Source organism: Fodinicurvata sediminis DSM 21159, from assembly GCF_000420625.1.
GTDB lineage: Bacteria > Pseudomonadota > Alphaproteobacteria > Kiloniellales > DSM-21159 > Fodinicurvata > Fodinicurvata sediminis.
This window is the reverse complement of sequence record NZ_ATVH01000013.1, coordinates 309,897-335,313: the sequence shown is the minus strand read 5'-3', so window position 1 is coordinate 335,313 and position 25,417 is coordinate 309,897. Positions and strand designations below refer to the sequence as shown.

General features: G+C 61.6%; 22 protein-coding genes. 6 read left to right on the top strand and 16 right to left on the bottom strand.

The genetic code is table 11. From position 1 onward, the window contains the following. Positions 1 to 4: 4 nt before the first annotated feature. Positions 5 to 757, bottom strand: a complete 753-nt coding sequence (locus G502_RS0106625; RefSeq protein ID WP_051152097.1) for an ABC transporter permease — start codon at positions 755 to 757, stop codon at positions 5 to 7. A 195-nt stretch (positions 758 to 952) separates the two neighbouring features. Here G502_RS0106625 and G502_RS19025 point away from each other — a divergent pair, with 195 nt between their 5' ends. Together G502_RS19025 and G502_RS0106615 are read left to right on the top strand one after the other, a co-directional pair. Then, positions 953 to 1,570: a regulatory protein RecX gene (locus G502_RS19025; RefSeq protein ID WP_022727874.1), complete on the top strand. Its 618-nt coding sequence runs from the start codon at positions 953 to 955 to the stop codon at positions 1,568 to 1,570. A 65-nt stretch (positions 1,571 to 1,635) separates the two neighbouring features. Next, positions 1,636 to 2,259, top strand: a complete 624-nt coding sequence (locus tag G502_RS0106615) for an FMN-binding negative transcriptional regulator (RefSeq protein ID WP_022727873.1) — start codon at positions 1,636 to 1,638, stop codon at positions 2,257 to 2,259. A 9-nt stretch (positions 2,260 to 2,268) separates the two neighbouring features. Here the strand turns inward: G502_RS0106615 and G502_RS0106610 are convergent, their stop codons facing one another. The 3 genes from G502_RS0106610 to G502_RS19020 are packed head-to-tail and all read right to left on the bottom strand — an operon-like array spanning position 2,269 to position 5,003. After that, complete coding sequence (locus tag G502_RS0106610) at positions 2,269 to 2,733, bottom strand: (deoxy)nucleoside triphosphate pyrophosphohydrolase (protein ID WP_022727872.1); 465 nt, start codon at positions 2,731 to 2,733, stop codon at positions 2,269 to 2,271. Then, a complete protein-coding gene (gene argJ / locus G502_RS0106605; protein WP_022727871.1) occupies positions 2,734 to 3,963 on the bottom strand; it encodes a bifunctional glutamate N-acetyltransferase/amino-acid acetyltransferase ArgJ in 1,230 nt (409 codons plus the stop codon). A 38-nt stretch (positions 3,964 to 4,001) separates the two neighbouring features. Next, the gene (locus G502_RS19020; RefSeq protein ID WP_022727870.1) at positions 4,002 to 5,003 is read right to left on the bottom strand and encodes a peptidylprolyl isomerase; all 1,002 of its coding nucleotides are present in this window, start codon (positions 5,001 to 5,003) and stop codon (positions 4,002 to 4,004) included. A 254-nt stretch (positions 5,004 to 5,257) separates the two neighbouring features. Between G502_RS19020 and secA the strand changes: the two genes are divergently transcribed. Then, a complete protein-coding gene (gene secA, locus G502_RS0106595) occupies positions 5,258 to 7,984 on the top strand; it encodes a preprotein translocase subunit SecA (RefSeq protein ID WP_022727869.1) in 2,727 nt (908 codons plus the stop codon). A 91-nt stretch (positions 7,985 to 8,075) separates the two neighbouring features. Here secA and G502_RS0106590 read toward each other — a convergent pair whose 3' ends face one another. Then, the gene (locus tag G502_RS0106590; protein ID WP_022727868.1) at positions 8,076 to 9,032 is read right to left on the bottom strand and encodes an acetyl-CoA carboxylase carboxyltransferase subunit alpha; all 957 of its coding nucleotides are present in this window, start codon (positions 9,030 to 9,032) and stop codon (positions 8,076 to 8,078) included. A 96-nt stretch (positions 9,033 to 9,128) separates the two neighbouring features. Here G502_RS0106590 and G502_RS0106585 point away from each other — a divergent pair, with 96 nt between their 5' ends. Continuing rightward, a complete protein-coding gene (locus tag G502_RS0106585) occupies positions 9,129 to 9,335 on the top strand; it encodes a DUF6494 family protein (protein ID WP_022727867.1) in 207 nt (68 codons plus the stop codon). A 25-nt stretch (positions 9,336 to 9,360) separates the two neighbouring features. Here the strand turns inward: G502_RS0106585 and G502_RS0106580 are convergent, their stop codons facing one another. The 5 genes from G502_RS0106580 to zapE form a co-directional block, all read right to left on the bottom strand. After that, positions 9,361 to 10,143 (bottom strand): succinate dehydrogenase iron-sulfur subunit, encoded by a 783-nt coding sequence (locus G502_RS0106580; protein WP_022727866.1) that lies wholly within the window; start codon positions 10,141 to 10,143, stop codon positions 9,361 to 9,363. A gap of 36 nt (positions 10,144 to 10,179) precedes the next feature. Further along, positions 10,180 to 11,967 (bottom strand): succinate dehydrogenase flavoprotein subunit, encoded by a 1,788-nt coding sequence (gene sdhA, locus G502_RS0106575; protein WP_022727865.1) that lies wholly within the window; start codon positions 11,965 to 11,967, stop codon positions 10,180 to 10,182. A gap of 26 nt (positions 11,968 to 11,993) precedes the next feature. Next, positions 11,994 to 12,371: a succinate dehydrogenase, hydrophobic membrane anchor protein gene (gene sdhD / locus G502_RS0106570; RefSeq protein WP_022727864.1), complete on the bottom strand. Its 378-nt coding sequence runs from the start codon at positions 12,369 to 12,371 to the stop codon at positions 11,994 to 11,996. Between the two features lie 12 nt (positions 12,372 to 12,383). Next, positions 12,384 to 12,770 carry a succinate dehydrogenase, cytochrome b556 subunit gene (gene sdhC, locus G502_RS0106565; protein WP_022727863.1) on the bottom strand — a complete coding sequence of 129 codons (387 nt, stop codon included), beginning with the start codon at positions 12,768 to 12,770 and terminating at the stop codon, positions 12,384 to 12,386. Positions 12,771 to 12,894: 124 nt separating this feature from the next. Beyond that, a complete protein-coding gene (gene zapE / locus G502_RS19015) occupies positions 12,895 to 14,091 on the bottom strand; it encodes a cell division protein ZapE (protein ID WP_245560726.1) in 1,197 nt (398 codons plus the stop codon). 119 nt (positions 14,092 to 14,210) lie between these two features. Between zapE and G502_RS19010 the strand changes: the two genes are divergently transcribed. Further along, positions 14,211 to 16,715: a mechanosensitive ion channel family protein gene (locus G502_RS19010; RefSeq protein WP_155957804.1), complete on the top strand. Its 2,505-nt coding sequence runs from the start codon at positions 14,211 to 14,213 to the stop codon at positions 16,713 to 16,715. A gap of 80 nt (positions 16,716 to 16,795) precedes the next feature. Further along, the gene (locus G502_RS0106540; RefSeq protein WP_022727860.1) at positions 16,796 to 18,013 is read left to right on the top strand and encodes an NAD(P)/FAD-dependent oxidoreductase; all 1,218 of its coding nucleotides are present in this window, start codon (positions 16,796 to 16,798) and stop codon (positions 18,011 to 18,013) included. Positions 18,014 to 18,028: 15 nt separating this feature from the next. Here G502_RS0106540 and G502_RS0106535 read toward each other — a convergent pair whose 3' ends face one another. From G502_RS0106535 to G502_RS19005, 6 genes are all read right to left on the bottom strand, one after another. After that, positions 18,029 to 18,613 (bottom strand): septation protein A, encoded by a 585-nt coding sequence (locus G502_RS0106535; protein ID WP_162140952.1) that lies wholly within the window; start codon positions 18,611 to 18,613, stop codon positions 18,029 to 18,031. Between the two features lie 95 nt (positions 18,614 to 18,708). Beyond that, complete coding sequence (locus G502_RS0106530; RefSeq protein WP_022727858.1) at positions 18,709 to 19,869, bottom strand: FUSC family protein; 1,161 nt, start codon at positions 19,867 to 19,869, stop codon at positions 18,709 to 18,711. Positions 19,870 to 19,911: 42 nt separating this feature from the next. Further along, positions 19,912 to 21,114 carry an aspartate transaminase gene (locus G502_RS0106525; protein WP_022727857.1) on the bottom strand — a complete coding sequence of 401 codons (1,203 nt, stop codon included), beginning with the start codon at positions 21,112 to 21,114 and terminating at the stop codon, positions 19,912 to 19,914. Between the two features lie 129 nt (positions 21,115 to 21,243). Next, on the bottom strand, positions 21,244 to 22,458 hold the full coding sequence (locus G502_RS0106520) for an MFS transporter (RefSeq protein WP_022727856.1): 1,215 nt from the start codon (positions 22,456 to 22,458) through the stop codon (positions 21,244 to 21,246). Further along, the gene (gene meaB / locus G502_RS0106515) at positions 22,455 to 23,501 is read right to left on the bottom strand and encodes a methylmalonyl Co-A mutase-associated GTPase MeaB (protein ID WP_022727855.1); all 1,047 of its coding nucleotides are present in this window, start codon (positions 23,499 to 23,501) and stop codon (positions 22,455 to 22,457) included. Before meaB ends, G502_RS0106520 begins: the two co-directional genes overlap by 4 nt. Positions 23,502 to 23,577: 76 nt before the next feature. Beyond that, a complete protein-coding gene (locus G502_RS19005) occupies positions 23,578 to 25,365 on the bottom strand; it encodes an ABCB family ABC transporter ATP-binding protein/permease (protein WP_022727854.1) in 1,788 nt (595 codons plus the stop codon). Positions 25,366 to 25,417: the final 52 nt, after the last annotated feature.

Here is a 25,417-nt window from a genome sequence, read left to right as displayed (position 1 = left end):
CGTCCTAAGGCTTTAGCTTGTAGCCCGTGGCCATCATCCGATAGGTCAGGGTCCAGAGCAGAACATTGACCACGGCCACGATCAGGGCGCCCATCCAGATGGGACTGTCACTGTGACCGATAATTCCATAGCGAAAGCCGTCGATCAGATAGAAGAAGGGATTGAGGTGGGCCACAAAAACCCAGTTATCAGGCAGCCGCTCGACCGAATAGAAGGTCCCGGACAGGAAGGACAGGGGCATGATTACGAAATTCGTGACGGCTGCGATGTGATCGAACTTGTCGGCCCAGACACCGCCGAGAATCCCCAGAAGCGAGAGCATCATGGATGCGTTGATGGCGTAATAGATGATGGCAAGCGGATCGTGGATGCCATAGCGCACGAATGGCCAGACGGCCAGGCCGGCCACGAATCCCACCAGCAGTCCGCGCGTCATGCCGCCGCCCACATAGCCCAGGACCAATTCGCCTGGTGAAAGGGGCGGCATGAGAACATCGACGATATTGCCTTGAACCTTTGCGATCACCAGGGAGGACGAGGTGTTTGCGAAGGAATTCTGCAGCATCTGCATGATGATCAGGCCGGGCGCCAGGAAGACCGGATAGGGAATGCCTGCAACCGACATGGAACCCCGGCCAAGCGCCAGTGTGAAGACGGCCAGGAACAGGAGTGACATGACCACGGGCGCGACCACCGTCTGGGTCAGGACGTTCAGGAACCGCCGGACTTCCTTCAGGTAAAGCGTCCAGAGCCCCATGAGATTGAAGCGGCCCAAGAGGCGCGGACCGACCTGGGTGACGGGTTCGGCGCGGGACTGAGCGGTTGCTGTCGAGGCGGTTGAAGGCGTATCACTGATCTCGGTCATGCGCTAGGAGATATACCCGGCGCAGGCGGGAAACAAGCGCACTGGTTACAGTTCGCATCTGCGTACGGCACATGGCAGACTGCGCTCATGGATGGCACAAGACGACAGGAACGAGATTCCGACGAGAAGGCAAAGCCGAAGCAAAGGCGCCAGCCGCGCCGGATAACGCCAGGTTATCTGGAACGGGCCGCGCTCTTCTATCTGGAGCGCTATGTGAGCTCAGAGGCCAATCTTCGGCGTATCCTGCGGCGCAAGGTGAAACGTTCTTTCGAGGTGCATGGCGGAGACTTCGAGCAGGCCGAGCGCTGGATTGACGAGCTGATCCTTCGCTTGCGGCGCAACGGTTTCCTGGACGATGCGGCCTATGCCCGTGGGGTGGCGCGGAGCCTGCACCGCAGGGGCAAGTCGGCGCGGGCCATCGAGGGCAAGCTGCGCGAAAAGGGGGTTGAGGCTTCGCAGATCGAAACGGCCCTCATGGAGCTGGAGGAAGAAAAGCCGAATTCAGAATTCCAGGCAGCTGTGGCTTTTGCCCGCCGACGGCGGCTTGGTCCCTTTCGTGAGAGATCTATGCGCGAGGAGCGCCGTGAGCGCGATCTTGCGGCACTGGGGCGCCAGGGCTTCAGCTATGCACTTGCCAGGTGCGTCATCGAAGCTGAGGATGCGGAGGAATTGGAGGCGATTCTGGCGAACGAAGCAGGACTGTAGCCGGGAAGGCAAACCGCGCCCGCCTCCGGATCGAGACGGCCGCGTCGGCCAGGAGGAAAGCCGCCATGTACAGACCCCCACATTTCCGTGTTGAGAATCGCGAAGAAATCCATCAGATGATGCGTGCGACACGCCTGTGCAATCTGGTGACCTCCGGCCCGGAAGGCATACATGCGACAGCCCTGCCCTTGATCCTTGACGATCGGGAGGGCGAACTGGGCACGCTCTACGGACACCTGTCTCGTGCCAACCCCCAATGGACCTCGGAGATCCAGGGCGACGCACTGGCCATCTTCATGGGCCCGAGCGCGTATGTGACACCGGCCTGGTATGGCGCCAAGCAGGAGACGGGCAAGGTGGTGCCCACATGGAACTACACGGCGGTTCACGCCTATGGGACCGTGGAATTCTTCACCGACCGTGAAGCCATGCTGCGGATCGTCTCGCGCTTGACGGAACTCAATGAATCCACGCGTGACTTGCCTTGGGCTGTCAAGGATGCACCAGAGGATTTCGTGGAGGCCAAGCTGAAGGGCATAGTCGGACTGCGCCTGCAGATCACGCAGCTTGAGGGCAAGGCGAAGATGAGCCAGGACAAGTCGTCTGAGGATCGCCAGCGGATCGCAGAGGGACTCTGCGAAAGCGATGACGCGGAAAACCGGGCTGTTTCAAGGTTGATCCCGCGTTAAGGAAGCCCTTTAGAGAAAATCGCGCAACAGGGCGACCAACGGCAGATCGGCCGGCGGCATGGGATAGTCCATCATCCGGACCGGCTTGACCCAGGCCAGGGCTTGGCCTTCCTGACCCTGTGGGGTGCCCTGCCAGACGCGGCAGGCGAAGAGAGGCATCAGGAGGTGAAAAGACTCGTAGGCGTGGGAGGTGAAGGCCAGGGCCGCCAGGCAACTCTGCCGCGTATCGATCCCCAGCTCTTCCTTGAGTTCACGGATCAGGGCGGCTTCAGGCGTTTCCCCGGCATGCACCTTTCCGCCCGGAAATTCCCAGAGGCCTGCCATGTCCTTGCCCTCGGGGCGTTGGGTTAGCAGGATGCGCCCGTCGATATCCACAAGGGCGGCGGCTGCCACCAGAAGCAGATCCGTTGATTCCTGTGACTGGGTTTCGCGCGCACCGGCCTGCCAGCACCCGCTCTCGGCCGGCGGCATCATTCAGCTCCGGTAGTCGGCATTGATATCGATGTAGCCATGGGTCAGATCGCAGGTCCAGACCCGAGCGCGGCCGCGCCCCACACCGGCGTCCACCTGAATCAGTATGTCTTGGCCCTTTACGTGATTGGCTACCGGCGTTTCGTCGTAGTCCGCGACGCGTTGGCCGTTCCGGGCAATCTCCACGCCCCCGATCGAAATGGCCAGACGATCGCGGTCGGCCCGTTCCCCTGACTTGCCCACGGCCATCACGATCCGTCCCCAATTCGCGTCTTCCCCGGCAATGGCGGTTTTCACCAGGGGTGAATTGGCGATGGCCAGGCCCATGCGGCGGGCTGATCGTGCGCTGGTGGCGCCTGTGACTTCAATCGTGATGAACTTGCTGGCACCTTCACCATCCTTCACGACCTGTTGGGCCAGATCGATCAGCAGTTCCTCGAGCGCCCGCGAGAAGCGCCGCAGACGCGGATCGGTGGTACTGCGGATAGGCGTGTTCCCGGCCTTGCCCGTCGCTGCCAGGAGCAGTGTGTCACTTGTCGAGGTGTCACCGTCGACGGTTATGGAATTGAACGAACGGTTGTTCGCACGAGAGAGTAGTTGTTGCAGAACATCGGCGGAAAGATCGGCGTCGGTGGCAACAAATGCCAGCATGGTCGCCATGTCGGGCGCAATCATGCCGGAACCCTTGGCGATGCCATTCAGGGTCACGCGCTTGCCATCGATTTCTGTCGTCCGCGTGGCTCCCTTGGGAAAGGTGTCGGTGGTCATGATGGCCCGTGCCGCAGCTTCCCAGCTGTCCTGACTCAAGCCGTCCTGAAGCAGAGGCAGGTTCTCGGTCAGCTTCTCATCCGGCAGAGGCTCGCCAATCACGCCCGTGGAAGCCACGAAAACTTCCCGGTTCGAGCAATCCAGCGCATTTGCCGTGGCGGTGACGCAGCGCTCCACCGAGGCAATGCCGGCCCGGCCGGTAAAGGCATTCGCGTTACCGGAGTTGACCAGAAAAGCCTGTGCCCGGCCACCAGCCAGGGCTTCGCGGCACCAGAGAACTGGGGCTCCTGCCGTTTGCGAGCGGGTGAGAACCCCGGCCACGGTCGTGCCCGGCGAGAAACGCATCAGCAGGGCATCTGAGCGTCCCTTGTAGCGCAAGCCCGTTGCCGCCGTTGCCAGTTCCACGCCCTCGACTGGCGGAAGGAGGGGGAAGGAATCGGGGGCCAACGGCGACAACTCAGGCATGTCCGGTTTTCTCTCTGGGTTTGGATGGAATGAAGCGGTTACTGGTTCGAGGTCCCGGTCTCGGGAAGGTCCTCTTCCTCCAGAGCGTCTTCTGGAACCGACTGCGGTGCTGTGCCTTTCATCTCGATATCGGCATCGGAGCGCAGATCGGCGAGAATTTCCTCAATGGCCTCGGACGCAATCTGCTGTTCCAGTTCGCCGCGAACCTCGCTCATCTGAGGCGGTTCGGTCATCCGGCTGTCCTCGACCTTGATCACGTGCCAGCCGAATTCGGTCTCTACAGGTTCCTTGCTGTAGCTTCCGTCCTCCATCTCGAAGGCTGCATCCGCGAAGGGTGCGACCATGCGGTCCTGGGTGAAATACCCGAGATCTCCGCCTTCGGTGCCTTCATCCATTGAGTGTTCGTCTGCCAGCTCGGCGAAATCAGCGCCTGCGTCCAGTTCGGCAATCAGGTCTTCGGCCTGTTCCTTCTCCTCAACCAGGATGTGACGTGCGCGCACTTCTTCCTGGGCCTCGAAATCGGCCTTGTACTGCTCATAGGCGGCCTGCAGGCGTTCGTCGGTGGCCGCTTCGTCAATTGCCTGTTGCAGGTAAACCTGCCCGATGGCTTCGCTCTCGGCGCGCGCTACGGCTTCGCGGACTTGCTCGTTCTCGGCCAGTCCGTTCTCGCGTCCGGCTTCCTCCAGCAGCTTGAAGTCGATCTGCCGCTCCACCAGCGCTGGAAACAGGCTGGAAAGCTGTGACTGGTACTGCTGAGGCAAGTCTTGGGCCGTGGCGATGACATCGGCCATGGTGACGTCCTTGCCATTGACCGTTGCAAGCACGCGATCCGGATCGAACCCGGCACCCGCGTCATCTGCCTGAGCGGACTGCTCGGTTGCGTCGTCTTGGGCCTGCACCTGGATTGCACCGCCGGGCACCAATGCACTGCCGGCCGAAAGGAGCGCGGCCAGTGTCAGCGCCGACAGGAGCCGCCGTGAAGATGAGGCTAGGCGTGGCTCGGTTTGGGCAGAAGACAGGGCAGGGATCTGGAATGACATAAAACCTCCGTTACATTTGTAGGCCGGCCGCAATGAGCCGACCGCTAGGGCAAATATGCAGATGGTGCACGAAATCACAAGTGAAGCCCTTGGGATGGTGTTCGTTGCAGCCGGGTTCAAGGTCGCGGCTTTTTGGCCCCGGTCGCTCGCTCACGCGTTGACAGAATGCAGCAGGGGTCATATCTGTCAGACTTGTCGAGCAAGCCCTTACGGGTTCCTGCGCATCTATACGTTCCTCCGACACCGAGGGTTTCATGCTGAGCGCGATTGCCAAGCGCCTCTTCGGGTCTGCCAATGACCGTTACATAAAGTCCCTGCGCCGCGACGTTGAAGCGATCAATGCGCTGGAGCCAGAGCTCGAGACGCTCGACGACGAAGCTCTGCGTGCGCGCACCTTCCAGTTCCGCGAGCGCCTGGAAAAGGGAGAGACGCTGGATGACCTGATGGTCGAGGCCTTTGCCACTGTGCGCGAAGCGGCCAAGCGGACACTTAGCCAGCGCCATTTCGATGTGCAGTTGATCGGCGGCATGGTCCTGCATAAAGGCATGATCTCCGAGATGAAGACCGGTGAGGGCAAGACGCTGGTCGCGACGTTGGCGGTCTATCTCAATGCGCTGTCCGGCAAGGGCGTGCATGTGGTGACGGTGAACGATTACCTGGCTCGCCGTGACTCCGAATGGATGGGCCAGATCTATCGCTTCCTGGGGCTCGAGGTAGGCTGCATCGTGCCGGGCCTGCCCGACGAGGAACGGCGTCAGCAGTATGCCTGTGACGTAACCTACGCCACCAACAACGAGCTGGGCTTCGACTACCTGCGCGACAACATGAAGTACCGCCTGGAAGACATGGTCCAGCGCGAGTTCAACTACGCCATTGTCGACGAGGTGGACTCGATCCTGATCGACGAGTCCCGCACGCCGCTGATCATCTCGGGGCCGGCCGAAGATTCCTCGGACATGTACCGCGCGGTCGACAAGGTCATGCCGAAGGTGACCGAGGAGCATTACGAGAAGGACGAGAAGGCACGTTCGGTTACGCTGACGGACAGCGGGACGGAATATGTGGAAGAGTTGCTCCTGGCTGAAGGCTTGATCGAGGAGGGATCGCTCTACGACATCCAGAACGTCGCCGTCCTGCACCACATCACCCAGGCGTTGCGCGCCCACACGCTTTTCAGCCGGGATACGGACTACATCGTCAAGGATGACAAGGTCGTCATCATCGACGAGTTCACCGGCCGCATGATGGAAGGCCGCCGCTATTCTGATGGCCTGCACCAGGCCTTGGAAGCCAAGGAAGGCGTGACCATCCAGAACGAGAACCAGACTCTGGCCTCGATCACCTTCCAGAATTTCTTCCGCCTCTATCCCAAGCTGGCCGGTATGACGGGAACAGCGGTCACCGAGGCTGGTGAATTCGGTGAAATCTACAGCTTGGAGGTGGTCGAGATTCCGACCAACGTCCCGGTTCAGCGCATCGATTACGACGACGAGGTCTATCGGACGACGGACGAGAAGTATACTGCGATAATAGAGCAGATCGACACCTGTCAGAAGCGGGGTCAGCCGGTTTTGGTCGGTACTGTGTCTATCGACAAGTCCGAACTTCTCTCGAGCATGCTGACAAAGCGCAAGATCGCGCACCAGGTGCTCAATGCCCGCTATCACGAGCAGGAAGCCTATATCATCGCCCAGGCGGGTGCGCCCGGCGCAGTGACCATTGCCACTAACATGGCGGGGCGCGGAACCGACATCCAGCTGGGCGGCAATGTAGACATGCGCATCCAGCAGGAAGCCATGATCCTGGATGACGAAGCGGCGCGTACGGCAAAGACCGAGGAAATCCGCAAGGACATCGAGACCAAGCGCGCCAAGGCGCTGGAAGGCGGAGGTCTCTTCGTGCTGGGAACCGAACGCCACGAGAGCCGACGCATCGACAACCAGTTGCGTGGTCGCTCCGGGCGCCAGGGCGATCCAGGTGGCTCCAAGTTCTTCCTGTCCCTTGAAGACGACCTGATGCGTATCTTCGGGTCGGAACGCATGGATGGCATGCTGAAACGCCTGGGCCTTGAGGAAGGCGAGGCGATCAAGCACCCTTGGGTCAACCGGGCGCTGGAAAAGGCGCAGGAGAAGGTCGAGGCGCGCAACTACGAAGTTCGCAAGAATCTGCTGCGCTTCGACGATGTGATGAACGACCAGCGAAAGGTCATCTTCGAGCAGCGCAAGGACATGATGCGCGCCGAGGATGTCCACGACACGGTCCTGGGCATGCGCGACGAAGTGACTTCCAGCTTGGTATCGCGCTGCATCCCACCAAAGGCCTATGCTGAGCAGTGGGATATCGACACGCTGCATGAGGAATGCCTGCGCCTGTTCGGGCTGGATTTACCGGTCCACGACTGGTCGAAAGAGGAGGGCATTGCAGACCAGGAGATTCTGGAACGCATTCGCCAGGCCATTGAGCAGAAGATGCAGGAGAAGGAAGAGGCCTTCGGCGCCGAACTCATGCGCTCGGCGGAAAAGCAGATTCTGCTCAGCACCCTGGACAAGATGTGGAAGGAACACCTGCTGGCGCTGGATCACATGCGCCACAGCATAGGCCTGCGGGCCTATGCTCAGCGCAACCCGCTGAACGAGTACAAGGCCGAGGCCTTCAACCTGTTCGAAAGTATGCTGGGCAAGGTGCGCGAGGAAGTGACCCTGCTGCTGTGCCACGTCTCGATTCGTGTGCAGGAGCCCGAGTCCCTGATGCCGAAGCGCACGCCACAGCAAATGCAGGAAAGTCGCGAGGATCCAGCCTTTGCTCAGCAGGGTGGTGCAGGTGCCGCGGCCGGCGGATCGGCAGCTGCGTCAGGTGGTGCCGCTGCGACGGTAGAGATGGATCCCAACGATCCCTCAACCTGGACCAAGACCGGCCGAAATTCACCTTGCCCCTGTGGATCTGGCAAAAAGTACAAGCACTGCCACGGCAAACTGAACTGAGGCAAAGCCTGAACTGAGACAAGGTCGGCGACATCTTGCATCGCTCTGGATGGGATCTCTTGTCGGAGATCCCCGTTTGGAGCGGCTGGTGTCAGGACAGGCCCTTCTGTCCCATGGCCAGAAACTTTTCGCGCCGCTCCTTGCGCAGGCTGTCGGGATCCTTGCCGTCTAGTTCCTTCAAGCAGTCGGCAACGGCCTGGCCCACGGCACGAATGGTTTCCGTGCGGGCACGGTGTGCTCCACCGATGGGTTCGCGGATCAGGCGGTCGATCACCCCCAGTTTTTCCAGATCCTGCGCGGTGAGGCGCAGAGCCTCGGCGGCATCCCGTGACTGGTCCGATGAACGCCAGAGAATCGAGGCGCAACCTTCCGGTGAGATCACCGAATAGATCGAATGTTCCAGCATCAGGATGCGGTCGCCGGTGGCCAGTGCAATTGCACCGCCTGAACCGCCTTCACCGATGACGACGCAGACCACGGGGACCGAGAGCCGCAGGGATAGTTCCATGCAGCGCGCAATGGCTTCGGCCTGGCCGCGTTCCTCGGCGCCGACACCGGGATATGCGCCCGGGGTGTCCACAAGGGTGATGAGGGGAAGCTTGAAGCGCTCGGCCATGTCCATCAGGCGCTGGGCCTTGCGATAGCCTTCGGGCCGCGCCATGCCGAAGTTATGAGCAACGCGGCTGCTGGTGTCGTGGCCTTTCTCTTGGCCCACCAGGACGCAGCTGCGTCCACGAAAGCGCCCAAGACCGCCCACGACAGCCTGATCCTCGCCATAGAGCCGATCCCCGGCCAGCGGCGTGAAATCCTCGACCAGCGCCGAGATGTACTCGCGTACATGCGGACGCTCGGGATGGCGTGCCACCTGGCACTTTTGCCAGGGCGAGAGCTTGCTGTAGATGCTGTTCAGCTCCCGCTCGGCCTTGTTCTGCAGATGCGTGACCTCCTCGGCGATATTGATATCGCTGTCGCTGGAGAGGTGCCGCAACTCCTCGATCTTGTTTTCGAGTTCGGCAACGGACTTTTCGAAATCAAGGTAATGTTTCATGATGACCGGGACATATCACAAGCAGGACGGCAGGCCCATAACCTTTTGCTGGTTATACCGGGCTGTCGAACGCTTTTGGCAAGGAAGGGTGACAGCATGATAGACGAAGATGCCTTCAACATGGAACTGCGCAAATTTCTCAAGCGCGTCGGAGTAACCTCCCAGAAGGTGATCGAGGAGACGGTCCGCGAAGGTCTGGAATCGGGCAAGATCGGCGAGGGGCCGATCAAGGCGCGCATGGTGCTGACGCTCGACGGCCTTGACGAACCCCATGTGGTGGAAGGCGAAATCCCACTGAAGTGACGGGACAGCCTGCCGGACGCCACTTCTAGCTCTTGCGTTCCACCATTAGCTTCTTGATCTCGGCGATGGCTTTCGCCGGGTTGAGATGCTTGGGGCAGGTCTTGGTGCAGTTCATGATGGTGTGGCAGCGATAGAGCCGGAAGGGGTCCTCCAGCTGGTCCAGGCGCTCGCCGGTGTATTCATCGCGCGTGTCGGCAATCCAGCGATAGGCTTGCAGCAGGATGGCTGGACCCAGGTAGCGCTCGCCGTTCCACCAGTAGCTGGGGCAGGAGGTCGTGCAGCAAAAGCAGAGAATGCACTCCCAGAGGCCATCCAGCTTCTCGCGATCCTCGGGGGATTGCAGCCGCTCGCGCTCGGGGGGCGGGGTGGAAGTCTTCAGCCAGGGTTCGATGGATTCCAGCTGGGCATAGGCATGGCTCAGGTCCGGGATCAGATCCTTGACCACTGGCATGTGCGGCAGGGGATAGACCTTCACGTCTCCCTCGACCTCGTCCAGATTCAGGGTACAGGCCAGGGTGTTCGTGCCATCTATGTTCATGGCGCAGGAGCCGCAGACACCTTCGCGGCAGGAGCGACGGAAGGTCAGCGTGGGGTCGATCTCGTTCTTGATCTTGATCAGGGCATCCAGAACCATTGGGCCACAGCTGTCCAGATTGACCTCATAGGTATCCATCTTGGGATTTCCGCCGTCATCGGGATTCCAGCGATAGACCTTGAAACGCTTGATGTTCTTCGAGCTGTCACTGCCGGCGGACCAGGTCTTGCCGTCCTTGATCCGGGAGTTGGCGGGGAGCGTTAGAGCAACCATCGATCGTCTGCCTGATTAATTCTCGTTGAACGGAGTTTAGTAGACGCGGGCCTTCGGCGGGAAGGTCTGTACGTCGTTGGTCATCGGCTGCATGTGCACGGGACGCGAATCCAGTGTTGCCTTGCCCTTGTCATCGACCCAGACCACCGAATGCTTCATCCATTTCTCGTCGTCGCGGTCGGGGAAATCCTCGCGGGCGTGCGCCCCGCGGCTTTCCTCGCGGGCGCCGGCGGATTCCATCGTGGCAACGGCCTGGTAGATCAGGTTGTCATATTCCAGGGTTTCCATCAGGTCCGAATTCCAGATCAAAGAACGGTCGGAGACCGAGATATCCTGCCGCCGGGTCCAGACATCCTTCAGCTTGCTGCTGCCTTCGCCCAGGGTTTCCCCGGTTCGGAAAACGGCGGCATGGGTCTGCATGACCTTCTGCATGTCCAGACGATGGGCAGCGGTCGGCGTTTCGCCCTTGGCATTGCGGAAATGATCCAGGCGTGAGAGTGACATCTCATCGGCATCGGCCGGAAGCGCACGGTGGCCTTCGCCCGGAGTCATAGTTTCCGCACAGCGCTTACCGGCGGCACGCCCGAAGACCACGAGATCCAGCAAGGAGTTGGACCCCAGGCGATTGGCGCCGTGCACGGAGACACAGGCGGCTTCGCCGATAGCCATCAGCCCGGGCACCACCGTGTTGGGGTCGCCGTCCTTCACCGTCAGGACTTCGCCGTGGTAGTTCGTCGGAATGCCGCCCATGTTGTAGTGACAGGTCGGCAGGACCGGGATCGGCTCCTTGGTCACGTCCACACCGGCAAAGATCTTGGCCGATTCCGAGATACCGGGCAGGCGCTGATGCAGGACCTCGGGATCCAGATGCTCCAGATGCAGATGTATGTGGTCCTTGTTCGTCCCGACACCGCGGCCTTCGTTGATTTCCATGGTCATGGAACGGCTGACCACGTCGCGGCTGGCCAGGTCCTTGGCCGATGGCGCGTAGCGTTCCATGAAGCGCTCGCCTTCGGCATTGGTCAGATAGCCGCCTTCGCCGCGCGCACCCTCGGTGATCAGGCAGCCGGCGCCATAGATTCCGGTGGGATGAAACTGCACGAACTCCATGTCCTGCAGCGGCAATCCGGCGCGCAGTACCATGGCGTTGCCGTCGCCCGTGCAGGTATGCGCAGAGGTGCAGGAGAAGTAGACGCGGCCATAGCCGCCGGTGGCCAGGATCACGCGGTGGGCGCGGAAGCGGTGAATGGTGCCGTCATCCAGGTTCCAGGCCACGACGCCCCGGCATTCCCCGTCCTCCATGATGAGGTCGAGGGCGAAATATTCGATGAAGAATTCCGCGTGATTGCGCAGGGACTGCTGGTAGAGGGTGTGCAGGATGGCGTGTCCGGTTCGGTCGGCCGCAGCGCAGGTGCGCTGGGCCGTGCCCTTGCCGTAGTCTGTGGTCATGCCGCCAAAGGGCCGCTGATAGATCTTGCCGGCCTCGGTGCGGCTGAAGGGCACGCCATAGTGTTCCAGCTCGATGATGGCCGGAATGGCCTCCTTGGTCATGTATTCGATGGCATCCTGATCGCCCAGCCAGTCCGAGCCCTTTACGGTGTCGTACATGTGCCAGCGCCAGTCATCCTCGCCCATGTTGCCAAGGGCTGCGGAGATGCCGCCCTGGGCGGCCACGGTATGACTGCGTGTGGGGAACACCTTTGAGATGCAGGCTGTCTTCAGCCCCGCGCGAGCCAGTTCCAGAGTGGCGCGCAGGCCGGCACCGCCGGCGCCGACCACCACCACGTCATAGGTGTGGTCGATTTTCGTGTATGCCTCTGGCATCGTATCTCGCCTTTGAATTCTTTAGGTTATTGGAACAACAGGACCAGGACTGAAATCACGCCTATGGTCGCCAGCAGGATGCAGGCTGCCTTGATCAGGAGCAAGAGCGCGAACTTCGGACCCATGGCATGGACATAGTCCTCCACCACCACCTGAAGGCCCAGCCAGGCATGATAGAAGGTGGCCAGGATCAGGAGAATCAGCAGCGAAGCCGTGAAAGGCCCGCCGGCCCAGAGCGCGAAGTTCTGGTGGCTCTCTCCGAGCATGGACAGCACGGAGGCAATGAACCAGATACTGAGCGGGATCAGTGCCAGCGCCGTCATACGCTGGGCCCACCAGTGATGAGTTCCATCCTTGGCAGAACCGAGATGCCGGACACGTGACAGGGGCGTGCGCAAGTTCATTTCATCGCCTCCTTACATCACGGCCAGGCCGATGGCCCAGCTCAGGAGTGTCAGAACGCCTGCGGCAATCAGCGCGGCCCAGCCTGATTTGTAGACCGTTGGCAGCTCGAAGCCGTACCCGGCGTCCCAGAACAGGTGCCGGATGCCGTTGCAGAGATGATAGAAGAAGGCCAGGGTCCAGCCGAACAGGAGAATCAGCCCTATTGGCGAAGCAATGAAGCTCTGGGCGGCCGCGTAGCTCTCCGGTCCTCCGGCGGCGGCGGCCAGCCAGTAGATCAGCAGAAGCGTGCCCACGGCAAGTGCAACACCCGTGATACGGTGAAGAATGGACATCACCGAGGTGATCTGCGGCTTGTAGACCTGTAGGTGCGGTGAAAGCGGGCGGTGGTCGGCAGACATGCTTTTCCCCTCGTTCCTGGTGGCCGTCCCGAACCTGACGACACAACAGAAATGGTTTAGTGCGCTGCGGGAGGCAAGTCAATGAAACGGCCAAGTTGCCGCACCTCCAGTGATCGCATGAAGGTCAGACGACTTCCTCGCTGTGTGCATCATGACCGCTCTGGCATGGGGCCGTGTCAATGTGTTCACGCGCGCGTCGGCTGCGGGATTGTTCGATGTACTCCCGAGACTGCATCTCCTGCAGGCGGCTGACTGTTCGGGCAAATTCGAAAGTCCCGTCGCCTTCCGGATAAAGATCCTCCGGCGGACCATCTGCTGTCATGAACAGGACGACAGAGTTCTCGTAGAGCGCGTCCACCAGATGCATGAAGCGTCGGGCCTCGTTGCGCTGGTCGGCTCCCATGCAGGGAACGCCGGACAGGATGACCGTGTGATAGCGTGCGGCCAGTGCCAAATAGTCGCTGGCACCCAGGGGGCGTTCGCAGAGATCACGGAAGGACAGGCGCGCCACGCCGTGCCCGGCGGCCGCCACCTTCACCTGCCTGCCCTTGACCGTCAGGCTTTCGGGCTGGGCTTCCACCCCGTCCGTCAGGTCGGAGAAGACCTGTTCGAGAGTTTTGCGATTTTCGGCCGTCAGGGGGCTGTAGTAGACGGGCTGTTCCTGCAGGCGGTCCAGGCGATAATCGCGACCTGCACCCAAGTCGTAGATTTCGAGACGGTCCTTGAGCAGGTCAATGAAAGGCAGGAAGCGGTCCCGCTGCAGTCCCCCTTCATAGAGACGGTCGGGCGCAAAGTTCGAGGTTGCCACCACCACGCAGCCTTCCTGGAACAGGGTTTCGAACAAACGGCCCAGAATCATGGCATCGGCGATGTTCTCCACTACCAGTTCATCGAAACAAAGCAGCCAGGCGGTTTCGGCAACATCTCTGGCAACCTCGGGCAGTGGGTCGGCTTTTTCAGCATTGCCGTTCTGCCGTCGGGCGTGGAGCCGATCGTGAATCTCGGCCATGAAGGCGTGAAAGTGGACCCGCCGCTTGCGGCTGACAGGGGCGGTTTCGTAGAACAGATCCATCAGCATGGATTTACCTCGGCCCACGCCACCCGCCAAGTAGAGTCCCTTCGGCGGTTCAGGCCCATTGCGGGACAGGCCGAACAGGGATTTCAGAGTCCGCTTGCGCCGCGGGGGCCGATAGTCCTGCAAGGCCTCGTGCAAGGCATCCAGGCGTCGGGACGCCTCTTCCTGGGAAGGGTCAGTCGCCAGCGCATCACCTTCAACCAGATGGCGGTAGCGTGCCAATGGGGACTTGGACTTTTCCGTCACCTTCTTTCCACAGCCTCTTGCGATCCATGCTGTTCATAGTTGATTGTAGGCGGCCGAAAAAGGGGCAATCCACACCCGTGTGACTTGATCGCGCAGCAGGGAGCGACAGTTTGGACATCATGAAAACCGCCTGGAAACATTTCTCCCCCATCCCCATGGCGGGCGCCCTGCTTTTGGCGTGCCTGCTTGCCCTGAGCCCTGCGCCGACAGCTTATGCACAGTCAGACGGGAGCAGTGGCGAAGCCGCCAGCAATGCAGAGAGTGCTGCTGGCTCAGGGGCTGAAACAGAAGGGCAGGCCACCTCGCAAGAGGTGAGTGAACAGGACCTGCGCGAACTGGTCCAGACCCTGGAGAACCCGGAAGAGCGCGAAAAACTGATACGACAGCTGCAGGCATTGATGCAGGCAGCGCCTGAGGAATCGGGGGATAGCGCATCTTCAGGTGAAGACTCCACAACTGCCGAGTCGGCTGAAGGTTCGGGCAATAAAGAACGCGAGCGGGAACAGGGCGGTTTGGGCGCCCAGCTTCTCGGCGCGGTATCGGACTCCTTCGCCGGCCTGTCCGACCAGCTTGTCGATGCGGGCTCGGCCTTGACTGAGTTGCCCATGGAGGTCGTGTCCGCTGCCGAGGAGCTTCAGCAGCGTGATGCGTTCTATCGTGCCCTGGAGATCATCGGAAAGCTGGTCCTGGTTTTTGTCGCCGGCCTGGCCGCCGAGTTCGTGGTCAAGCGCCTACTGGCGCGCCCACACAGGACCCTGGATGACCGTGCGGGAGATTCCTTGCTGATTCGTGTGCTTTATCTGCTCTTGCGCACGGTCCTGGATGTCCTGCCCATTGCCGTCTTTGCGGCTGTGGCCTATGGGGTCCTGCTTGTAAGTGAACCGCGGGAACTCACGCGGCTTGTGGCGCTGGCGCTGATCAACGCCAATGTGGTTTCGCGCGTGGTGGCGGCCGGTGGCCGGATGCTGCTGTCGCCAGGCGTTTCCGGACTGCGCATCCTGCCGCTCAACGACGAAAGCGCCACCTATGGCTATCTCTGGCTACGCCGTCTGACGGTGCCGGCCGTCTATGGCTATTTCCTTCTGGATGCGCTGCTGCTTCTGGGGCTTGATCCGGCGGCCTACGAATTGCTTTTGACCGTGCTTGGCCTTGTGCTCACCGCACTTGGTGTCGTCTTCATCCTGCAGATCCGCCAGCCAGTGGCCGAACGCCTGCGCGGCAAGCCCGAGCAAGGCGGACGCCTGTCGGGCGTACGGGCCCGGCTGGCCGACATTTGGCATGTGCTGGCGGTGGTCTATCTGCTGACGGTTTTCATTGTCTGGACGCTGGAGGTGCCGGGTGGTTTCCTCTATCTGGCACGTGCCACGGTCCTGTCCCTGGTGGTGCTGGTGATCGCCCGGCTTGCCAGCCAGTTGATCGGCAAGCTGGTGGACAAGAGCTTTCAACTGAATTCAGGCCTCGCGGAAAGTTATCCGCTTCTGCAGATGCGGGCAAACCGCTACCTGCCGGTCTTCCACAAGATCCTGAATGTCTTCATAGCGATCTTCACATTTCTCGCGCTGCTTCAGGTCTGGGGGGCGGCGCCCTTTGCCTGGCTGGCCACGGATGCCGGCAGTGGTCTGCTCGGCACGATCATGTCGATCCTCCTGATCGTCGCTGTGGCACTGGTGGCTTGGGAGGTCTTTACGGTCGTGGCCGAGAAGCAGCTCAAGCGGCAGGCCGAGAGCGAGAACAGTCAGCGTATCCAGACACTGCTGCCCCTGATGCGCAACGCCTTGCGCATTATCCTGGTGGTGATGGTGGCCCTGATCGTGCTGGCTGAATTGGGCCTGAACATCGCCCCGCTTCTGGCCGGCGCCGGGGTTATCGGGTTGGCCGTGGGTTTCGGGGCCCAGACCCTGGTGCACGATATCATCACCGGTGTCTTCATCCTGCTGGAGGACAGCATGGGTGTGGGTGATGTGGTGACCCTGGGCACACACACCGGCACGGTCGAAAAGCTGACCATCCGGACGATCCAGCTGCGCGACCTGGAAGGCAACGTGCACACCCTGCCCTTCAGCCAGGTTTCGACGATCCAGAACTACAGCAAGGAATATGCCTACTCGCTGATCGAACTGGGTGTTGCCTATCGTGAAGACGTGGACCAGGTCATGGAGATCATGCAGGAGGTGGCCGACAGCATGCGCAAGGTCGAACCTTTTGCCAGCAATATCGTCGGCGAGTTCGAGATCTTTGGGCTGGACCGTTTCGAGGATTCCGCCGTGATTGTCCGCGGGCGCTTCAAGACCAAGCCCTTGATGCAGTGGGGAATCCGGCGCGAATTCAACCGCCGGATCAAGCGCGTTTTCAACGAGCGCGGTATCGAGATACCCTTCCCGCACACGACGCTGTTCTTTGGCCAGAACAAGGATGGCTTGGCTCCGCCGGCCCATGTGGTGCACAGCGAGGCTGACGAAAGCACAGTGCCGGTGCCCATGACCAGCTGGGAAGAACAGGGGGAAAGCGGCAAGAAAGAAAACCTAGAGCGCGGAAAGCCGCGTGAAATCCCCGAGGAGCACCCCGTGGAAGAGAGTGACGACAACGATAGCTCCGAGGACGGAGGCGAGGACGGATCGCGTTGAACACGACCCTGTGCTGTGCTTTCTAGTGCATCTCGAAATGCCCCGTCGGCCGTGAGCCGACACAGTCAGGGAGTGCAAGGGTGACAGGACAGCCAGGTGATAAGAGGCAGAGCGCGACGGACAGCTATGATGTCGTCATCGTGGGCGGCGGCGTGATTGGAAGTGCGGTTGCCTATTTCCTGCTGGCCGATCCGGATTTCCAGGGCCGTGTCGCTGTCGTTGAAAGGGATCCGACCTATCAGACGGGTGCAACGGCCCGTTCGGCCGGCTCCATTCGCCAGCAGTTCTCCACAGCGGTGAATGTGCGCATTTCACAGTATGGTGCGCATTTCCTGAGGAATATTTCAGATTACCTGGCTGTTGACAGTATGGTTCCGGACGTCGGTTTCCAGGAAAGGGGCTATCTCTTCCTGGCCACGGATGCTGGCCGGCAGGTCCTCGAGAGCAACCACGCGACACAGAAGGCCGAAGGTGCGGATACAGCCATCCTGTCAGCCGAGGAGCTACAGGCGCGCTTTCCCTGGATGCGCGTGGATGATCTGGCCGGGGGATCTCTCGGGCTCTCGTCCGAGGGCTGGTTCGATCCCTACGGCCTGCTGCAAGCCTTTCGCCGCAAGGCGCGGCAACTGGGAGCCACCTACCTGGAAGATGAAGTGAGCGACCTGTCCGTTGAACAGGGGCAGGTTACCCAGGTCAAGCTGGCGAGTGGGACCAGTCTGTCCTGTGGCTGGCTGGTCAATGCGGCCGGAATCCGTGCGGCCGATATTGCCGCCATGGCGGGGGTTGAAAGGCTGCCCGTCCATCCGCGCAAGCGTCAGGTTTTCGTTTTCGACTGTCGGGAAGACCTGCCGGGCTGTCCACTGGTGATCGATCCCAGCGGCCTCTATTTCCGGCCCGAAAGTGGCGGCTTCATTACCGGAATCTCACCGGGCGAAGGCGAAGAGGACCCGGATTGCGACGACCTGGAGGTGAACCACAACCTGTTCGAGGAGCGTCTCTGGCCGCTGCTGGCCGAGCGCGTGCCGGCCTTCGAGGCCATCCGTCCGACGGGTGCCTGGGCGGGTCACTATGACGTCAACAGCTTCGACCACAACGCCATTCTGGGCCCCCATCCGGAGGTTTCCAACTTCCTGTTTGCAAACGGATTCAGCGGACACGGGCTGCAACAGAGTCCGGCCGTTGGACGGGGTCTGAGCGAATTGGTCGTCCACGGCTCATGGCGCAGCCTGGACCTCTCGGCTTTTTCCTACAGCCGCCTGCTGGAAAACCGGCCGATCCGTGAGCTGAATGTGGTCTGAGCCAGGCGCTGGCCTTCAGGAATCCTGGGTCTCGGCGCCGTTGCCCTCTTCCAGTTGATGGCGCAGCAGGAAGGGAACCTGCGTCATCATGAAGGCAAAGGTGATGACGATCTGGCCGATGGTGTCGAAGGCCACCCAGAAGTCCGTGGACTGCGTACGCCAGATCACTTCATTGGCCGCCGCCATGATCAGAAAGAACACCGAGAAACGAATGGTCAGGGGGCGCCAGGCTTCCTCCTTAAGCGGAAAGGCTGTGCCCAGCACCAGTTTCAGGACAGGCCGTCCGAACAGATAGGAGCCATAGAGCACCACCGCGAACAGGATCTGCACGATGGTAGGCTTGATCTTGATGAAGAGGTCGTCTTCGAAGAAGAGGGTCAAACCGCCGAATACGGCCACCACGCCGGCAGCCAGTAGGGCCAGGACCGGCACTTTCCGGGCCACGGAGTAGGAGAGGATCAGGGCCAGCAGGGTTGCCCCGATCAGCACGGCCGTGGCCGTCAGGATATCCGCAGTCAGATAGGCGATCAGGAAGAGGGTAAGCGGCACGTAGTCCGTTACCGGCTGTAGCCAGCCAGGGGCGGGCTGAGTTCTAGACACGAAGGTCGCTCCATCCATTCAGGAATTGCAGGTCTTGTACAAACTATCACTTGCTAAGGGCAAAACAAAGGCAACACGGCAAGCCTCCGTATTCTTCATTGCGCCTCTTGACCGCTTTCCGGATGGTCATTGCTCTCCTGATCGTGCCTGCGACGTGAGTCGGACTGACGTTCGGCTATGCGGGCATCCAGATCGCGCAGGTTTTCGCGGAAATTCTCCAGCGTAAAGGGCAGGGCATAGATCTGCCCGACCTCCGTGGTCGGGAGCGGCTGGGTCAGGTGTTCCTGGCGAATCTGTTCCAGCGCGTCCGAGAAATGCTCTAGGGCGGCCTCTACATCCTCCAGGGATGGCGGTGGATCGGCCGTTTCATAGGCCCGCGCGGCCTGGCGCAGGTGGCTGCGGATCGTTTCGGCCACTTCCTCGAAGACGGGGGAAAGGCGCTCGGCGATGGGACGCGGCATTGGCTGCGCCAGGGTTCGCCCGATAAAGACCACGTCACTGCGCAGACGCCTGAGATTTCGGGCGAGCGGTTCGGGGTCGGGGGCTTCAGCCATGCGATTGGCGCGCTCCCGGCGCACTTCGCCCACCGTGGTCTCCACTTCCGCCAGCAGGGTGCGCAGGCGCTCGTGCAGGCTGTCGAGCCGCTCGTCCGGCGGCTGCTGGCCAAAGGAGTCCTCATAATGGCGCAGCAGGTCCTCCATCAGGCGCAGGCTTTGCGCGGCCTTCCCGACCAGCTGTTTGTGTGCCCGGGCCGGCAGGACGAAGAGCGAGACGCCAAATCCGATGAGCGTGCCGATGAAGATTTCCAGGACCCGGAAGGCTGCCGACTCCACAATGTGGGTATGGCTGGGATCAGCCAGCAGAACAATGGCGGCGGTGACCGGGGCAATGCGCATGGGTGGACGGAAGGCGGCGAGCACGGCCAGTGGGCCCAGGGTGATGATCACCGCCAAGCTGCGTTCCTCCATGGTTTCCGGCTGCAGCAGCAGGGCGACCAGTCCGCCGGCCAGGGCCCCGAAGAGCGTCCCGATCATTCGATCGCGGCCCGTGACGAGGGTGGCGCCGACGCTGCCTTGAACCACCAGCAGGGCCGCAATCACGATCCAGTAGTCCTGGGGCAGGTCGGCAAGTCGGGCCACCAGCATGCCCAGCAGGCCTGCCACAATCAGGCGAACCGAAAGCTTCAGGGCCACACTACGATTGCGCAGGGCCCGCCAGGCCGCACGGACTCTTAGCCGCAGGGCCAGGCCTTTCACGACCGGATTTCTCCGCTTTTCGTCGTCGCCGCGATCGGGTCCTCAGGTGAGAGCCGCGCAGGCGCGCTGAATCCGCTGGCAGGCATCCTCGAGGGCCTCCGTGGCGGTGGCGTAGGAAATGCGGAAATGCGGCGAGAGGCCGAAGGCGGCACCCTGCACGACCGCCACGCCCTCGCTTTCCAGCAGGTAGGTCACAACATCCTCGTCGTTCTCCAGCGTCTTGCCCTCGGGCGTTTTCTTGCCGATGAGGCCGGCACAGGACGGATAGACGTAGAAGGCGCCCTCCGGGCGCGGACAGGAGAGACCTTCACACCGGTTGAGAGCCTCGACCACCAGATCGCGGCGCTGCCTGAACACCTTGTTGTTCTCGTCGATGAAGTCCTGCGGGCCGGACAGGGCCTCGACTGCGGCGGCCTGGCTGACCGATGAGGGATTGGAGGTGGATTGGGACTGGACCTTGGCCATGGCCTTGATCAAGTCCTTCGGGCCGCCGGCAAAGCCAATGCGCCAGCCGGTCATGCAGTAGGCCTTTGAGACCCCGTTGACGGTCAGCGTACGCTCGTAAAGCTTGGGTTCGATCTGGGCCGGCGTGCAGAATTCGAAGTCGTCGTAGACCAGCTTCTCGTACATGTCATCCGTCATGACATGGACCTGTGGATGGCGCAGCAGGACATCCGTCAACGCCTTCATGTCCTCTCGGGTATAGCCGGCCCCCGTGGGATTGGAGGGGCTGTTGAGAATGATCCACTTGGTCTTGGATGTGATCGCCTTTTCCAGGTCTTCGGCCAGCAGCTTGAAGCCGTTGTTCTGGGGACAGGGCACGATCACCGGCTCGCCCTCGGCCAGCAGCACCATGTCCGGGTAGCTGACCCAGTAGGGGGCGGGAATGATCACCTCGTCGCCCGGATCCAGGGTTGCCATGAGGGCGTTGTAGAGGATCTGCTTGCCGCCGGTGCCCACCGTGATCTGGTCGCTCTCATAATCCAGACCGTTATCGGCCTTGAACTTGGCGACAATGGCCTCCTTCAGAGCGGGCGTGCCGTCAACGGCGGTGTACTTGGTGTCGCCGGCCTCGATGGCGTGGATCGCGGCCTGCTTGATGTTGTCCGGCGTGTCGAAGTCGGGCTCTCCTGCGCCCAGGCCGATCACGTCGCGGCCAGCCGCTTTCAGCTCGCGCGCCTTCTGTGTGACGGCAATGGTGGGGGAGGGCTGGATGCGCGACAGACGTGAGGCCAGGAAAGACATGGTTGAGGGGTGTCCTGCAGCTTGAGAACGAAAAGGAATTGAAAAGTCCGCCTGAGTGCGGGCTTGGTGGAAACTCTAATCCAGTCCTGCTGCGGCATCAACGCTTCCGGTATTGATGGTCGGTGCCTGTCAGGCCGGTTTTTCCTCTCTCGCGGGCATCTGTGAACGATAGACCAGCGTCAGCAGTCCCGTCAGTACCAGGAAGGGCAGTACGGCCATGTTTATGACGGTCCAGCCGGCCGCGTAGAAGGCAGCCCCCGACGAACCCGAGGCCACGGCCACGATGGCGAAGGTCATGAATTCGTTGAGCGCCTGGGTCTTGGCCTTTTCCTCGGGACGATGCGCCTCGGTCAGCAGCGTGGTGCCGCCGATGAACATGAAGTTCCAGCCAACGCCCAGCAGCAGCAGGGAAATCCAGAAGTGAACCAGCGAGACGCCCGCAATGGCGACGGCTGCGCTGGCGAGCAGCATCAGGCAACCGGAAAGCAGGATCGCAAACAGTCCGTAGCGCGCAATAAGCGAACCCGTGATGAGGGCGGGGGCAAACATTCCGAAGACATGGGCCTGGATGATCCAACTGGCCGCATCGACCCCATGGTCGTGATGCACGGCAGCCAGGGGCGTGGCGGTCATGACGAATACCATGACGGAGTAGGCGGCCACGCCATTGGCGATGGCCACGAAGGCGCGCGGTTGTCTAAGAATGGTCAGCAGCGGGCGACCGCTGCCCTCGATTTCGCTTTCCTGCGGCGGGGGCACCCGGACCAGGGCCGCAATCACGCTGCCAAGCAGGGCCAGGCCAGCCAGGGCCAGGAAGGAACCGGCATAGTCCACAGGCGCCAATAGGCCGCGGGTCCAGACCGAGATGACCGGTCCCAGGATCGAGGCCACGACCCCGCCAGCCATGACATAGGAGATGGCACGCGCCCGTATGTCATGTGACACGACTTCGGCCGCGGCAAAGCGGTAATAGAGGGCAGTGGCCTGGAAGGTTCCCAGGAAGAGATTGGCGAAACAGAACAGAAGGAAATTGCCTTGCAGGATGGCCCAAGTGGACAGGCCGCCGCCCAGGACACCGGCCAGGTTGCCCAGGATGAAGCCCGGGCGGCGTCCCCAGGCCTTCATCAAGTAGGACGCTGGAATGGTGGACAAGGCCGTACCAACGGTCAGCAGGGTAAAGGGCAGGGTGGACAGGGCCGGTGTCGGCGCCATCTCGGCTCCGGCCAGGCCGGTCATGGTCACGCCGATGATAGCGCAGGACAGATAGATGGCCTGGCAGATAGACAGCAGCAGGACGTTGCGAGAGCCGGGGAAGACAAACGCGGACGGGGTGATGGTGCTCATTCGTTATCCTCTCTCCTGCCTGTGCCCAGAAAGGCCTGCAGGAGTTGTTGGGCCGCACGTCCGGGGGGCAGGAGCCCTTGCGTCACGTCGGTTTCCGCCTGCTCCAGCAAGTCTGCAACCTGCGGGTCGTGACGGAAGGCCAGACGCAGTTCCTCGTCGATTTCGTTCCACATCCAATCACGCGCCTGGGCATTGCGCTTCGCAGTCAAGCCAGTGTCGCCGAGGGTCTCGAGATAATCCGCGATCCTTTGCCGAACCGCCTCGAATCCGGATTTCTCCAGGGAAGAACAGGACAGAACCGGAACCTGCCAATCCTCGTTCAGGGGGCGCAGCATGCGAAGCGCAGACTTGTATTCGGCCACGGCGCGACGCGCCGCGTCTTTCAGCTTGCCGTCGGCCTTGTTCACCACCACCAGGTCCGCCAGTTCGACGATGCCCTTCTTGAGGCCCTGCAACTCATCGCCGCCGCCCGGCACCAGTAGCAGCAGGAAGAGATCCACCATCTCCGCCACGGCCGTTTCGGATTGTCCCACGCCCACGGTTTCCACCAGGATGTGATCGAAACCGGCCGCCTCGCAGATCAGCATGGCTTCGCGCGTGCGCCGTGCGACACCGCCCAGGGAACGGCCGGTGGGCGACGGACGGATGAAGGTGTCCGGGGCGCGTGAAAGCAACTCCATGCGCGTCTTGTCGCCCAGGATGGAGCCGCCGGTGCGACGTGAAGAGGGGTCCACGGCCAGTACGGCAACGCGATGACCCGATTCGATCAGGTGCATGCCAAAGGCCTCTATGAAAGTGGACTTGCCCACCCCCGGAACGCCCGAAATGCCGATACGCACCGAATTTCCGGTCTCGGGCAAAAGCAGTTGGAGCAGTTTTTCGGCCCGCGCCCGATCGTCCAGCCGCGTGGATTCCACCAACGTGATGGCACGGCCAAGCGCGCGCCGGCTGCCGCCGCGCAGCTGCTCGGCCAGCTTCACCAGCTGCGGGTCATCGATCGTCTGGTTTGGAGTCGTCTCTGGATTGCTCTGGGCGGAGGTCATGATCGGGCAATCTATCCGCGGTGCTGGGACGCTGCAAAGGAATAGAGGCTGTTATTTCTGAATTCCGAATTCATTTTTAGATTTGCATTTCTCCAGGCTCCTGCCGATCTCCTTTTTCCTGCTGCCGCCGCCACATGGCGGCGTAAAGCCCGTCGCGGGCCAGCAGGTCGCTATGGTTGCCGCGCTCCGCGACACGCCCGGCTTCCAGAACCACGATCTCGTCGGCATCAACGACGGTGGACAGGCGGTGGGCAATGACAAGCGTCGTGCGCGCCCGGCTTACTTCGTTCAGGCTTTTCAGGATTTCCTGCTCCGTCTGGCTGTCGAGCGCCGAGGTGGCCTCGTCGAAGATCAGGATCGCGGGCTCCTTCAGGACCATTCGGGCGATGGCCACACGCTGCTTCTCGCCGCCGGAAAGCTTCAGGCCGCGCTCGCCAACCTGGGTGTCGTAGCCTTCGGGCAGGCTGGCGACGAAGCGGTCGAGCTGGGCGATGGCCGCGGCGTGCTCGACATCGGCACGGCTGCAGTCCGGGCGGCCGTAGGCTATGTTGTAGCCAAGTGTGTCGTTGAACAGCACGGTGTCCTGAGGAACGATCCCGATGGCCGCGCGCAGGGAATCCTGGCTGACCTCTCGGATATCCTGTCCGTCGATCCTGATGGCGCCACCGGTGACATCGTAGAAACGGAATAGCAGGCGCGAGAGCGTGGATTTGCCGGCCCCGCTGGCCCCCACGACCGCCAGCTTGCGTCCAGGGGGGATCTCGAAACTCACGCCTTTCAGGATTTCGCGCTCAGGCTGGTAATAGAAGCGCACCTCCTCGAAGGTGACCCACCCCCTTTCCACCTTCAGTGCCGGGGCTTCGGCACGGTCGGTCACCTCGGCCGGCACGCGCAGCAGCGAAAACATGGTTTCCATGTCCACAAGCGACTGCTTGATCTCGCGATAGACGAAGCCGAAGAAATTGAGCGGTTGCGCCAGCTGCATCATGTAGGTGTTGACCGCCACGAAGTCACCGATGGTCATGGTACCTGCCGAGACCCGGAAGGCAGCCATGACCATCAGGCTCGTGGCGCCGATGGAGATGATGGCGGCCTGACCGATGTTGAGCAGGGAGAGGCTGGTCTTCGACTGGGTGGCCGCCCCTTCATAGATGCGCAGGCCCTCGTCCAGGCGCGCGGCCTCGCGCTCCTCGTTGTTGAAGTACTTGACCGTCTCGTAGTTGAGCAGACTGTCGATGGCGCGCGTGTTGGCCTGCTGATCGCTTTCGTTCATGCGCCGGCGCAGCTTCAGGCGCCATTCCGTGATGCGGTAGGTGTAGACGATGTAGAGCAGCACGGTCAGGAAGGTGACCGCGGCGATCTCGAAGCCGTAGAGCCACCAGAGGATGCCGGCGGTGAGGGTCAGTTCGATGACCGTGGGTACGATGGAAAAGAGGGCCAGTGACAGAAGCGTGTCGATGGCCTTGGTGCCGCGCTCGATGACCCGCGAGAGGCCTCCGGTCTGACGGTCCAGGTGAAAGCGCAGGGACAGGGCATGCAGGTAGCGGAAGGTGCGCAGTCCCGCCCGGCGCACTGCGCGCTGGCCGACGCGGGCGAAAAGCGCATCGCGCAACTCCTGGAACGACAGCGAAATGATGCGCGCTGCCCCATAGGCCAGGATCAGCCAGACCGGCAACAGCAATTCGCCTGAAACCGCCCCGCTCGACTCGGCAAACGCCGTCAGGTTGTCGACGGCAGCCTTGTAGATCAGGGGCACGCCCACCGTGGCAAGCTTGGCGGCCACCAGGAAGATCATGGCGGCAACGACGCGTCGCTTCAGGTCCGGGCGATCCGGAGGCCAGAGCTCGGGCAGCAGGTCGTACAAGGTTTTCCAATGCGACCGTTGAGTGCCCGTATCCAGCTTGAGCTCGGGCTCC